The sequence below is a fragment of the uncultured Ruminococcus sp. genome, assembly GCF_946415235.1.
Lineage (GTDB): Bacteria > Bacillota > Clostridia > Oscillospirales > Ruminococcaceae > Ruminococcus.
On record NZ_CAMKRR010000089.1, the window covers coordinates 1 to 11878 of the forward strand.

Annotated in this window: 12 protein-coding genes, 2 tRNA genes and 1 pseudogene; 3 read left to right on the plus strand and 12 right to left on the minus strand. The window is 44.7% G+C overall.

Annotation, left to right across the window (positions count from 1 at the left end):
- Positions 1–485 precede the first annotated feature (485 nt).
- Positions 486–1694 carry a site-specific integrase gene (locus tag Q0R37_RS12550; protein ID WP_294754834.1) on the plus strand — a complete coding sequence of 403 codons (1209 nt, stop codon included), beginning with the start codon at positions 486–488 and terminating at the stop codon, positions 1692–1694.
- A 505-nt stretch (positions 1695–2199) separates the two neighbouring features.
- Here the strand turns inward: Q0R37_RS12550 and Q0R37_RS12555 are convergent.
- From Q0R37_RS12555 to Q0R37_RS12590, 8 genes and pseudogenes are all read right to left on the minus strand, one after another.
- Positions 2200–3297, minus strand: a complete 1098-nt coding sequence (locus tag Q0R37_RS12555; RefSeq protein WP_294754835.1) for an alpha/beta hydrolase — start codon at positions 3295–3297, stop codon at positions 2200–2202.
- 123 nt (positions 3298–3420) lie between these two features.
- Positions 3421–4257 carry a YwqG family protein gene (locus Q0R37_RS12560; protein WP_294754836.1) on the minus strand — a complete coding sequence of 279 codons (837 nt, stop codon included), beginning with the start codon at positions 4255–4257 and terminating at the stop codon, positions 3421–3423.
- Between the two features lie 159 nt (positions 4258–4416).
- Positions 4417–4959 (minus strand): hypothetical protein, encoded by a 543-nt coding sequence (locus Q0R37_RS12565; RefSeq protein ID WP_366517433.1) that lies wholly within the window; start codon positions 4957–4959, stop codon positions 4417–4419.
- 66 nt (positions 4960–5025) lie between these two features.
- Positions 5026–5406 (minus strand): annotated as a pseudogene (locus tag Q0R37_RS12570) (pentapeptide repeat-containing protein); the annotation flags it as partial.
- A 1-nt stretch (position 5407) separates the two neighbouring features.
- Entirely contained in the window at positions 5408–6295 is an 888-nt protein-coding gene (locus tag Q0R37_RS12575; RefSeq protein ID WP_294754837.1) for an LPD28 domain-containing protein, read from the minus strand.
- 142 nt (positions 6296–6437) lie between these two features.
- A complete protein-coding gene (locus Q0R37_RS12580) occupies positions 6438–6722 on the minus strand; it encodes a DUF4314 domain-containing protein (protein WP_294754839.1) in 285 nt (94 codons plus the stop codon).
- A 449-nt stretch (positions 6723–7171) separates the two neighbouring features.
- Positions 7172–7243: transfer RNA gene (locus Q0R37_RS12585), tRNA-Glu, on the minus strand.
- Positions 7244–7246: 3 nt separating this feature from the next.
- Positions 7247–7323 (minus strand) — tRNA-Met (locus Q0R37_RS12590).
- Between the two features lie 344 nt (positions 7324–7667).
- Here Q0R37_RS12590 and Q0R37_RS12595 point away from each other — a divergent pair.
- Both Q0R37_RS12595 and Q0R37_RS12600 read left to right on the plus strand, forming a co-directional pair.
- Entirely contained in the window at positions 7668–7922 is a 255-nt protein-coding gene (locus Q0R37_RS12595; RefSeq protein ID WP_294754840.1) for a hypothetical protein, read from the plus strand.
- 4 nt (positions 7923–7926) lie between these two features.
- Positions 7927–8970: a hypothetical protein gene (locus Q0R37_RS12600; RefSeq protein WP_294754841.1), complete on the plus strand. Its 1044-nt coding sequence runs from the start codon at positions 7927–7929 to the stop codon at positions 8968–8970.
- 86 nt (positions 8971–9056) lie between these two features.
- Here the strand turns inward: Q0R37_RS12600 and Q0R37_RS12605 are convergent, their stop codons facing one another.
- The 4 genes from Q0R37_RS12605 to Q0R37_RS12620 all read right to left on the minus strand — a co-directional run bounded on the left by Q0R37_RS12605 (position 9057) and on the right by Q0R37_RS12620 (position 11754).
- Positions 9057–9422, minus strand: a complete 366-nt coding sequence (locus Q0R37_RS12605) for a SpoVA/SpoVAEb family sporulation membrane protein (RefSeq protein WP_294754842.1) — start codon at positions 9420–9422, stop codon at positions 9057–9059.
- A gap of 3 nt (positions 9423–9425) precedes the next feature.
- Positions 9426–10436 carry a stage V sporulation protein AD gene (locus tag Q0R37_RS12610; protein ID WP_294754843.1) on the minus strand — a complete coding sequence of 337 codons (1011 nt, stop codon included), beginning with the start codon at positions 10434–10436 and terminating at the stop codon, positions 9426–9428.
- Between the two features lie 85 nt (positions 10437–10521).
- Positions 10522–10923: a hypothetical protein gene (locus Q0R37_RS12615; protein WP_294754844.1), complete on the minus strand. Its 402-nt coding sequence runs from the start codon at positions 10921–10923 to the stop codon at positions 10522–10524.
- Positions 10924–10953: 30 nt separating this feature from the next.
- The gene (locus Q0R37_RS12620; protein WP_294754845.1) at positions 10954–11754 is read right to left on the minus strand and encodes a hypothetical protein; all 801 of its coding nucleotides are present in this window, start codon (positions 11752–11754) and stop codon (positions 10954–10956) included.
- Positions 11755–11878 lie beyond the last annotated feature (124 nt).

Below are 11878 nucleotides of genomic sequence, written 5' to 3' on the forward strand. Positions count from 1 at the left end.
AGCAGGTGTGTAAAAAGCTCCGCGATATATAGCCTTTTACACAGCATACACAGCATACACACCGATTTTGAAATCCATTTAGAATTTTCAGAAAGGGAATAATTCTTCCGAAGCTGTGCTCTTGTGCAGTAACAGAAATGATACTTTTCATTGAAAAAGCATTCTAAGCTTTTCAGAAATTTCCGAAAAAGTTATCGGGCACTGAAGTGCAGTTTGGAAGGGAGCAAGCATAGCCTTTGTAAAGACACTTCGGCGGTTTCGAAAGAAACTGTACTTGCTCTTTTGAAGGAGAGCAAGCAACGCCTGTGTACGTACACAGTTCGGATTTTCAGTTTTTCGGGATATCCCGAACCCTTAGTTTTTCATAAAAGACATGAACGAAAGAACAGGACGTTTACTGCTTCGCCTTGACAACGAAAGGGCGGAAAGTGTATAATTGTTTACAGGTAAACGCCTTGCGGTTTATTATAGGAGGAATAAACCTTATGGCAACAATTACAAAGCGTGGTAACAGCTACAGAATAAAAGTATCGTGCGGATACAGCACAAACGGTAAGCAGGTCGTTCAGACCAGAACATGGAAGCCTACTCCGGGAATGACAGAACGTCAGATAAAAAAGGAACTGGAAAGACAGGCTGTCATGTTCGAGGAAGAATGCAGAAAGGGACAGATAGTCGCAACAGTAAAGTTTGAGACCTTTGCGGAACAGTGGTTCGACGAATATGCAAAGATAAATCTCAGACACACATCCTTTGAGCGTATGAAGCAGCTTACCCAGCGTGTGTATCCTGCAATCGGACACCTCAGACTTGATAAGATAAATGGCAGACATATTCAGCAGTTTGTCAATGATCTTTTTCTGAACGGTCAGAACCAGAGAACAGGAGAGCCGCTTTCAAGAAAGACGGTAGTTCATCATCTTAGTTTCATATCTGATGTGTTCAGTTACGCTGTGAAAATGGATATGCTCTGCGACAATCCCTGCAGAAGAGTGACAGTTCCGAAAGCCGAGGTCAAGGAAAAGAATATCTATACCATTGACGAGATAGCTCATATTTTTGAGCTGCTTGACGGAGAAGAAGTGCCTGTAAAGTTCAGGGTATTCTTCAAGCTTGCAGTTTACAGCGGCTTCCGCAGAGGAGAAATGCTCGGTTTGGAATGGAAGGATATCGACTTCGAAAACAATGTGATAAGCGTGAGAAGAACGTCCAACTATACCGCCGATAAAGGGATATATACTGATACTACAAAAACAAAAAAGTCTCAGCGCAGCCAGAAGTTCCCGCAGTATGTTATGGATATGCTGAAGGAGCTCAGGGCTGAACAGGATATGGAAAGAGAACGTCTCGGAGATAAGTGGGTTGAAACAGACCGTTTGTTTATAAAATGGGACGGCAGACCGATGCATAACAATACTCCATATTTCTGGTTTACGGAGTTCTGCGAGAAGAATAATGTTCCGTTCAGGGATATTCATTCACTCCGACATTTGCATGCTAGCTTACTAATCAATGCAGGAGTTGACGTTGTAGCAGTATCGGGAGACCTCGGACATTCTCAGGTCTCAACGACGAGCAACATTTACTGTCATATGTTCCAGGAGGCGCAGGCGAGAACCAGTAACGCCATAGCTGAGGCACTGAGTTTTGACAATAAGAAAAAAGGGGAGCTGAACCGATCAGCACCCCAGTAAAGACCATTTTCCGAAAATAAAGACCATTTAAGTACCAAAATAAAAATCGGGCAAAAATAAAACTCGGAAACCGCGATATTTCGCTGTTTCCGAGCATCGTGTTAATGTGTCTTTTACAAAATAGATATTTTTTTCAAGTCAAATTTTTTGAGATTTCTGAGGTTGGTGTGTCATAACCTCACGGGATTTCAAGTTTTAACTCAAAATTGAAATCTGGTTTTTAAAGCAAGCACCTTGAAAAATCAAGGCGCTTTTTATTTGGTTTTATCGCTCTCCAACCTTTCAACAAATTCCACAGACCAATAACTTGAACTGTCTCAAAATTTGCGCCAGTTCATTTTTGGCTGAGTTTTAATAATTTCCAAAAAATAATAGGCTTTTCTTTAACTGGAAGTAAAGTTCTTACTTCTGGTTAATTCCATATTATAGAAGAATAAGGTATAATATGTTCATGACATCTTAAACATCCCGAGCTCTTATTCAATATCTTCCCATAGGCTCAAAATTAGTTGCCATCCAAACTGTTCAGGAAATCCTGGACGATAGCAGCGCACTCATCAGGCTTGTCCTCATACAGGAAATGACCGCCGGGGAGATATCGGATCTCGCAGTTCCCGAGCTTTTCAACAAACGGCTCCAGCTCTTTGCTGCGGTTTTCGGTGATCTGTTCGAGGTATTTCTTGCAGGCATAGGCTTCGCGGTCTGTCTCGTTGCCGGTAAAGTCCTCAGAATTTTCTGCAATGAGATCTTCCTTGAATTCGCTTGCATCGAAGTAGGCCTGCACTTCCTCAGCGGTGCGGAAGCCGTCGCGGAAAGACAGGTACATCTTCGGGACATCGTTCGGCGAGAGAGACTCCCAAGTGGAGTTTTTGTTGATGTCAATATACTCACTTTCGGAGTAAAATGCGTCGGCAGCAAGCGTTGACACATACATGATGTCATAGGCACGCTGCTCATCAGTTGAGAGCGTTGGATCCTTTGGGATGAATGCGTGAAATGCCACATCGCCTACTCCGAGATTGGCGAGGTAGTAGAACATATCCTTACCCCCATGAGACTGCGGATCAGTGATCGGTGTCGGATATGTTCCGTCCAGATTGACCAGTGCCTCAATCTCGTCAGGGTAATTGCTCACCCAGTAGGATGCGTACAGGCTGCCGAGAGAATGCGGCATGAGGACATACGGCTTTTCCACACCGGCATTTTCGAGCGCTGTGCGGTAGTTTTCCACGACCATTTCAACGGTCATGGCTTTTTTTGTGTCATCGCTGCCGTCATAGCCCGGACGTGAGAGGTAGATAAACTCGTTATCCTCCTGAAAATTCTCCGCAAATTCCTTCATAGAGAAACGATAGCAGGGACCTGCGCCCGAAAGCATGATGATACGATGCTTTCCGTCAGCATTGCCTGTCTTTTGCACGTTGAGGGAATAGTCCCCGACGGATGCCAGTTCGCAGAATCCTTTTTCCTGTAGGAACGACCTGTTTTTCGAGATCATTATGCGGTGGTAGATGAACAGTCCCACCACCAACAGGATCAGCAAGATCAGCAGTACGACCAGCACTTTTGCAATGCCCTTTAAAAATTTCTTTATAATTTTCATTTTTATTCCTATTTTCTGATGCTATTTTGCATCAGCCTTTCATATATTATTGCTATCTTTAACCAGAAGTAAAAATCTTACTTCTGATTAAATCCATATTATTATCGAATGAGTTATGCTTTATCAATAGCAATCGTAATTGTAGGCAACTCTGGAAAAGTCGAGCTTCCTGAGATTTTCAAGAGGTATCATGAAAGTGCCTGTTCCTGAGTCACCCCACATAATATAAATACCTTTTTTCCTGTCTTCAACGCTGTTCAGCTCAAAGAGCAAGGTATCGCAGTCTCCTAGGCTGTCAGTGCTACGAGGATCTTCTTGGGTAAATACGGGATATCCGCCTATTACTGCATTAGGATAGGGATGATCATATATCGCGTCATTGTAATTGTCATCAAGATCCCACAGGCATCCTATATGCTCGTCTGCAAGCTCGTTGTAGCATTTCAGAAAGACTTCTCCGAAGCGGAAGTCATGAGCAGTAGCGTTAATTGTATCAGGCTCATGAGGTATGAGCTTGTACTCACCGGTAAATGGCATGTAACCATCGTCGCCGTTATACTGCGGTATCTCGTCTGCCGAAAGGAGCTGTGTCTCGTCCTTGATTATGTTTTCATGGTATATAATACGGAAGTTATCCTGTGCTGCAAGAGGTTCGCCGATGCATTCAGAAGCCATTCCGTAGAGATCATCGCCTGCTATAAAGAACTGCAATATGCCTTTTGTTGGGAAATCAGGGATATGAGGGAGCTTTTCAAAGTTTAGCTGTGCAAGCAGAGATAGTGGCTGGTCCTTGAAATCGCCTTTCTTTCCACGGGGATATTCCATATCCTTCGGAAAATAGGGGACACCGCCGATCTTGCTGTCAAATAATCCTGTTTTTTCGTTCACAACAGTAAACTTAACAGCAGGTCTTGGCGGAAGTGTCTTTCTGACATTTTCCATTACTTTTTCAATATCCATATTATCTCTCCTTTTCATAACAGCTATGGTCTGCATAATATATTTTAATTATATATCATGCCTTATAACTTGTCAATTGACAAGTTATAAGAGATTTTACTCTCATTTTCGGTGCTTTTAAGGATACCTATCAGCAGTCCGATGAAAAGGTTGGTCATATCACATCATCTCCATTCCTATTTCTTCTGATGGTTCTTCGTCATAAATCGAAGTTATATTGACGTATTCTCCGATTATGCCAAGTGCTTCTTCATAACTGCCGGATGAAGTTATGCGTTCACACATTTCCTTTGCTTCCGTAGCCATATGATTATGGCGAAGCGTTTTTGATGCTATTCCCATGAGGTTAAAGATATTCCCGTCCTGGCCGATTAATGGACAGTCCGGTTTTTTATGCTCCTGTGACTGCTCTTTTTCTATAAAACCTCCGAGTTTATTAGGAACATAGTCGGAAAGCCATGTACCATTGAACTGATCATGTGTCTGTAATCGCCATATTGCGAGCTTTCCGATATTCAGATCTGTATCTTCAAATGGGAACATTATACATGTATGTCCATCTGTCTCAAAAACATACAGTTTACTGAACATACTGCCGTTTAGCAGTATTTCTGAGTCTGTCAGTGTAGTATTTATGCCATCTGCCCATTCCTGAATATCTCCGCCGCAGCCTTGTAAAATCAGTCCTTCTTTGTCACTCATATTTCTTAGATCTTCCGAGGTTATATTTACTATTTCGGCTTCAGGGAGCTCATAGCATCTTTCAAGACTCATATCATTTTTATCACAGTTATGATACTGGACGTTTCGCAGTGAACTATGGGTAAATATAGCGCTTTTGAGATTACAGTTTTCAAAGGCTATATTCCTGAGAGCTGCTTCTTCGGCAATAAGCAAATGGCAATCACAGCAGGTGAAACTTATGTTCTTAAGTTCTGCAAAACACATACCTGCGTCTGTGATATTACATAACTTGAAATCACAGTTTCTGAATATAGCGCCATTAAATTGTTTCCCTGCGAAATTTAGCCTGTCAAAGACACAGTTTTCAAATACTGCGCGTTCACCTTCATTTTCTTCATTCCATTTATTATGGAGCAAACAGGCGTTATCAAGCTCCTCCTGCGTTATTATCCTTTTTTCTCCCATATTATACCTCCGTCATTCCCATGCTCATTTCTTCTGACTGTCTGGGATCATATTCCCTGAACATATATAGTGACATGTTTTCTCCGAGAAAGTTGGGATCGTTATCTTGATTAAGAGAGAGAGATCCCTGTTCTCCTAGCTCTATAGGTTCCTTAGTTATGATAGAGCCTGCGTGGTTTACAGTAACATTCTTTTCAATAGCGCAGAAGTTACCGTTATCGTCGTGTCTCAGATTATAACAGTACATTCCTTTAGGGATATCAGCATCTGTGATGCGCTCATTTGTGAATAAAGCAGGCAGATCCTCAATCTCAACAAGCTCATATTCATCGTCATACTCGATATTGACATATCCTGTTTCACTGGCGTTCAGATATAAGGCGTAATCCTCTTCAAGACTTACATCCATTACTTTTGCGGCGAATTCAAGGCATTCTTTTTGACTTTCGGGGAAGTATTCTTCTACGCGCTCACCATCGTAATAAACGTAACGCCCACAATTCCTACCGATATCTTCATCAGCCCATTCATGCTCCATTTTAACATCAGGAAACATTTCTGACAGCTTTTGCAGTATTGGATGCGGAGCAGACCATGCCGTAAGGAATTTGATCTTACCATCTTGAAAGGTGGTATTTTCGGTATATCCATAGGAATTCCACTTGGTTCCCAAATTCCCAAGTCGCCAGTCATACCAATTATTCTTACCGTAAAGCTCTCTTTCACGTATTCCCAGCGAGCCGTTATAAACGGTGTCAGGCATAGGCAGTATTTTTTCAAAATCAACCGAACCTATACCGTGTTCATCATTTTGTATTTCCTTCAGCATTGCTGAAATTCGGCTTTTATCGCCAGAGAAGGAAACTACATTTGTTACATGATTAGGCATTTTTCATCTCCTCGTCTATTTCCTTTATAAATTCAGCCAGTGCAGCTATAACATTGACTGTAACGATAGTGACAGTAGGCAACAACTCCTTCCTTATATATGTAAAAAAGCCGTATTGATCAAACAATACGGCGTATTTAGGTTATGTCATATTCATTTGTAATTCTGGTTCTTCTGTAATACTCTGAGTTCCAGATAGTTCCTCTTTTACAACATGGAAACTGTCAACTCCAGGTATGAGCCCAAGCTGTCTTCCGTTTTCAAAAGCACAGTGTATTGTACCTATATCATCGACGGCTATAACTTTACCCTTAGTTCCGGAAGATATCGGTCTTGGATCATCTGGCATATTATCAACACATATACCTGTTCCATGAGGGTACATATCTTTATAACGTTGTATCGCCTGCCTTGATAGCTTTACCACTTATATCATCCTTTCAGATTAAAAGATCTGTTTTATGTAATATTAAGTATTAAATGTATAAGTATTGAAAATCCGTGCAAGTTATGGTATAAGTCTTGGAAGTGCTCTGTAGAAGCTGATAATGAACGCAGAAAAAGGATTAAGCCGAAAAAAAGGCTGGACTCATAAAAGTCCAGCCTTATATAGTAAATATTTACTTGGCATAATACATAAGAAATTCGACAAAACTTCGTTAAAAATAAACAACGGATTTTGAAGTTGTTTTTATGCCGAAACGGCATCAAAATCGTCTGAAATGATGATTTCAAGGGTTCACTTCCCGTAACATCGGAGTTTTTCAGAAAATATATCTATGAAAATTGAAAAAATTTTTCAGCCATATGAATGCAAAAAATCCCCGAAAAATCGGGGATTTTTTGTGAAATATCTATTTTGTAAAATAGACAAAGTGACCCGTACGGGAATTGAACCCATGATTCCGCCGTGAAAGGGCGATGTCTTAACCTCTTGACCAACGGGCCATATGGTAGCGGCAGTAGGATTTGAACCAACGACCAATCGGGTATGAACCGAGTACTCTAGCCAACTGAGCTATGCCGCCATAAATAACAGCAGACGCCACCTGCGACTAAATTATTATATTACAAAACGGCACAAAAGTCAAGCAAAGGAGTGAAAGAGGAAATGAATTTTGGCGACACGCACAATTAGTAGTCATGCTTAAAACATAATGTTGTCGAAATTATAGCAAAAAGAGTTCCGGGCAAATCAACAAATCCCCATATGATGATACGGGAGCAGGCGCAGTTTTGACTGCGCCTTTTTATTCGGAAAGTCCACCTGAGGTATAAAATAATTGAAATTAAACGGTTTTCCGTTTAAAAAGCGGTCATTTCAGCCCCCTTATGAAAGCGCTTTCAAAATAACCGAAAAGGAGAACCGAATATGTTAACTATTTTAAAGGAAAAATTTATGAGCTTCGATGATCCCAATGCCGTTATCATTGCGGAGCTCGCCGTAGATTCAAAGACCGAGCTTCCCGAAGCCGACGGCATAGAAGGCAGGATACTCGCACAGGGTACGCTTGCGTGGGAGATAAGCACGGGAGACTTCTACGGACTGAGCAGCAGCGGTACATGGGTCAATCAGACCACAGGTGATGTTTACGATCCGACTCCCGAAGCACAGGACGGAGAGTGAGCCTATGCTTGAAGAGATACTCAGAGCGGGCAAAGCGGGTCTTGCCGATGACAAGTACACATTGATGCTCGGAAAGTCGTTGTTCGGCAGCTCGGGCTCGGGTGAAAGGACTCTTACGGGAACACTTCCGCTCAGCTTTATTTCCGACGGAGAGCCGCTGCTTGACTGGCAGATAAAGGGCGCGTCGGGCGGAGCAGGAAAGTACGAGTTCAACTATCTCAGACAGGAGCCTGTGACCGTAGACAACGGTCAGCCCGCGGGCACGCAGTATGCGGGGACGGTATCATACAATTATGCGGTTTCGGGACCCGCCATACCCAGCGGAGGAGCTTTCGTTCCCGCTCATGAACAGTGGATGGTTTCGTCGTACAGCAAGATCATAACGATCGGCAGCAACAGAATAGGAGTTGATGACCGTGCAATGTCGTACAGCAACTGTCAGTACCGATTCAGGCTCTCTGCGGGAAGCTACAAGCTTGTTATGGAAGCTATCGACCATTCGGGACAGTGGCTCAGTGACAAGCTCAGTCATTATCCGTCATCGACCAGCTGGCGCGGAACTCCCGTAATTGCACTGCTGAAGTCCGACAGTCAGGTCGTACTGCAAAGTGAGTTCGACAGAACGCTTTATCAGGGCGATACGTTCATACACATTGAATATCCGTTTACTGTTACGGGAGATATAGAGCTCGGACTGTTCTTTCAGGGACTTGGTCATAATATATCTTCCGAGGAATTCATACCGCGATTTATGGTGGTTGACTCAGATACGGTCGCCGAGCCGTTTTCGGTAACGGTATCGACCCGTACATACGAGGGAGTTTCCTGCTGGGATACGCCTCATGCCATACTTCCTGTTACGGTGAGCTGCGGCGGACAGACAACGACGGTTGATATCGATCTTGGAGGCTCGCTGCTCTATGAAAATGATACCGTGACCTTTACGGGAACAGGCACAACTGTTCCCACATACAGGGGAAGGAACGTACTTGACGCAGATTCATATGTAATGCCGTCGGAGGTAACTGTCAGATATACGGGCAGATAATGTATCTGCCAAAGCAAAGGGGGCGATGTTTAAATCGCCCCTACAAAGTGCGTGATTTACGGGCGCAGTCATGCGCCCCTACAGGTTCAGCTCTTTCTGTCCTTCTGTTTGAATATCATCGAAGCGGCAAGCCCGAAGAGCAGAGCCGCAGTGACTCCGCCTGATGCCGCGGTAAGTCCCCCTGTAAATATACCGAGAAAACCGTCGCTTTTGACGGTTTTTCTTATGCCCTCCGCAAGCAGATGTCCGAAGCCCGTTAGCGGCACGGTGGCACCTGCACCTGCAAATCCCGCAAAGGGTCCGTACAGCCCCGCAGCGGAAAGTATGACTCCTGTCACAACAAAGCCCGTGAGTATCCTTGCGGGAGTGAGCTTCGTAAAGTCGATAAGGAGCTGTCCTGCGGCGCATATAGCTCCGCCGAAGAGGAATGCTTTTAAAATATCGGTCAACATGATTCAGTCCTTTCTCAGGTGTACGAGGTGTGATATTGACGGTATGCTTTCGCCCTGCTGCAGCGACATGGGCGACATGAGAGCTCCCGTAGCCGCAAACAGTATATCATGAGCTTCTCCGTTTTCAAGCATGGGCAGAAAATGTCCGCAGAGCACACTTGCGCCGCAGCCGCAGCCTGAACCGCCGCAGTGCGTATCCTGCTGCTGCGGATCGAATATCATAGCTCCGCAGTCTCTGTGCTGCTTGGTTATGTCAACTCCCTGCTTGAGCAGTATATCCAGGAGCAACCTGCTTCCCACCGTGCCGAGGTCGCCTGTTACGATGCAGTTGTAATCCTCGGGAGAAGTCCCCGCTGCGGACAGGTAGCGCATGATACTGTCTGCCGCCGCAGGAGCCATAGCGCTTCCCATATTGTTTATGTCGGTAACATCAAGGTCGGCTATTTTGCCTATGCAGCCGCCTGCAATGCGGATACTGCCTTTTCCCTGCGAGAGTATGACAGCTCCCGAGGCAGTACATGTCCACTGAGCCGTGGGAGTACGCTGACCGCCGTAGGACAGGGGATAACGGAACTGCCTTTCCGCCGTGGAGAAATGGGAAGATGTTACAGCCGCGGTTCGCAGAGCAGCTCCGCTGTCGGCAAGGAGCGCGGCGATTATAAGCCCCTCCGCGATAGTCGAGCAGGCTCCGTAAAGTCCCAAAAAGGGCATTGCAAGCTCTCTGACGCTGTAAGCCGAGCCGATACACTGGTTTATGAGGTCGCCTGCACATATGATGTCAATGTCGTCCTTGCAGAGCCTTGCCTTGCCGAGAGCAAGTCCCACGGCTTCAAGCTGAAAGCGTGTCTCCGCCTGTTCCCATGTGTCCTCGCCGAAATGGCTGTCGGATATAACTTCATCGAAGCAGCTCCCGAGAGGCCCCTGCCCTTCCTTTTCGCCGACGACTGCGGCATAGCTTTCCACGGTTACGGGAGCTTCCGTGCGGAAAACTCCCCTTGCAATACGTTCTGCCATGTAAATACCTCCGTTTCGGAGATATTATGTGAGAAAAGAGCTGAAATATACAAAAAGCGCAGCTTTTAAGCTGCGCTTCGGACGATCAGTCACATGGTATAAATCGCTCTCTGAGATGTATAAGATTATCCACCTTATAACTGACGCCGCCGCCTGTGTGATAATACATTTCTTTTGCGGGCGACGGAGGATATGTGCCTATGGTGCTTAATGGGCTGTACCAGCTTTTTGAAACTGCGGTATATTCAACCTCGCCGTTTTTTACCCGGATAAAGAAATCATAATCATCTGTTACGTCTTCGTCTGCAAGGCTCCTGAACTTTTCCTCAAACACTTCATTATCATAAGGAGACCAAGCTTCATATGAATAGTTTCCACCGTAGGACAGTATATAATTTTGGTTAGTTCCGTATCCTTCCTTCATGAGCTCTTTTACAGCTTCCTGTGCGGTCTCCGAGATCTCGGCAGCCGCATTTTTCTCCGTCACGGAGCGGCCTGTCGCATCTTGTACAGTAAGTCATCTTTTATCCTCCAGATATTGTTTTATTATCATTTCGTTGACAGCCTCCTGAGCCTTATCATAAAGGTAAGAGAGTGACCTTCTTTCGGTGGATAAGGAATAGCTTCCGTCGGAGGTATAGATACGTGTACCGTCAATGGTAGAAGCAGGATAAGTGCCCACGATCTTCTTTGTGTTGGTCCAGTCCTCGGAAACAGCCGCATATTCCACGGCACCGTTTTTTACGACCATGAAATAGTTTTGTTTTTCCATTTTTTCATTGTCGGTGTATTGTCCGAAGTGTTTGTTGAACTCGTCAATATCAAAGGGAACATCCATGTTCTTCTTCTCGTCCGAGCTTATTATGTATATCCCGCCTGTATTTTCATATAACTCGTCCATTTCGACCAGAGCGGTATTTGCTGCCCTGTAAATACTGCTTGCCAGTGAATTTGCCGATGCCATTCTGGACTTTTTTGCGTATCCCAGCATGGCCGGTACGAATATAGCCGCAAGTACTGCGATAAACAGCAGAAAAACGACACTCAGCGTTACTATTAAGGCGATTATTCCCCCCTTGCTTTTCTTCTGCGGCGGCATGGGCTGACCGTAGTAAGGATAGGGATAGCCGTTAGGCGCGAAGCCCTGCTGGGGATAGGGCTGTCCCTGATACTGGGGAGCACCGTTCTGATATGGCTGCTGTTCGTTCATGTATCCGTTCTGCGGCTGTGACGAACCGTTCTGCTGTGTATTTTCTGCTGTGCAGCTGCAAGCCTCTCCGTCCTGAAGAAGTCTGCCGCACTGTCTGCAATATGGCATAGTATCACTCCTTGAAGCTGTCTCTGTTTTGCTGTGTCAGATCTCCGATCTGCATGGGAATTTAAGATAATTAATGTCAGCTCAACAACTAAAAATTGGCATTATTTCGAGTTATAAAGCCAAT

Bases quoted from the DNA above. Each gene is read 5' to 3' on its own strand.
- Q0R37_RS12555 (WP_294754835.1), bottom strand. From the start codon at position 3,297: ATGAAAATTATAAAGAAATTTTTAAAGGGCATTGCAAAAGTGCTGGTC.
- Q0R37_RS12605 (WP_294754842.1), bottom strand. From the start codon at position 9,422: ATGTTGACCGATATTTTAAAAGCATTCCTCTTCGGCGGAGCTATATGC.
- Q0R37_RS12595 (WP_294754840.1), top strand. From the start codon at position 7,668: ATGTTAACTATTTTAAAGGAAAAATTTATGAGCTTCGATGATCCCAAT.
- Q0R37_RS12600 (WP_294754841.1), top strand. From the start codon at position 7,927: ATGCTTGAAGAGATACTCAGAGCGGGCAAAGCGGGTCTTGCCGATGAC.
- Q0R37_RS12560 (WP_294754836.1), bottom strand. From the start codon at position 4,257: ATGGATATTGAAAAAGTAATGGAAAATGTCAGAAAGACACTTCCGCCA.
- Q0R37_RS12550 (WP_294754834.1), top strand. From the start codon at position 486: ATGGCAACAATTACAAAGCGTGGTAACAGCTACAGAATAAAAGTATCG.
- Q0R37_RS12610 (WP_294754843.1), bottom strand. From the start codon at position 10,436: ATGGCAGAACGTATTGCAAGGGGAGTTTTCCGCACGGAAGCTCCCGTA.
- Q0R37_RS12575 (WP_294754837.1), bottom strand. From the start codon at position 6,295: ATGCCTAATCATGTAACAAATGTAGTTTCCTTCTCTGGCGATAAAAGC.
- Q0R37_RS12565 (WP_366517433.1), bottom strand. From the start codon at position 4,959: ATGAGTGACAAAGAAGGACTGATTTTACAAGGCTGCGGCGGAGATATT.
- Q0R37_RS12620 (WP_294754845.1), bottom strand. From the start codon at position 11,754: ATGCCATATTGCAGACAGTGCGGCAGACTTCTTCAGGACGGAGAGGCT.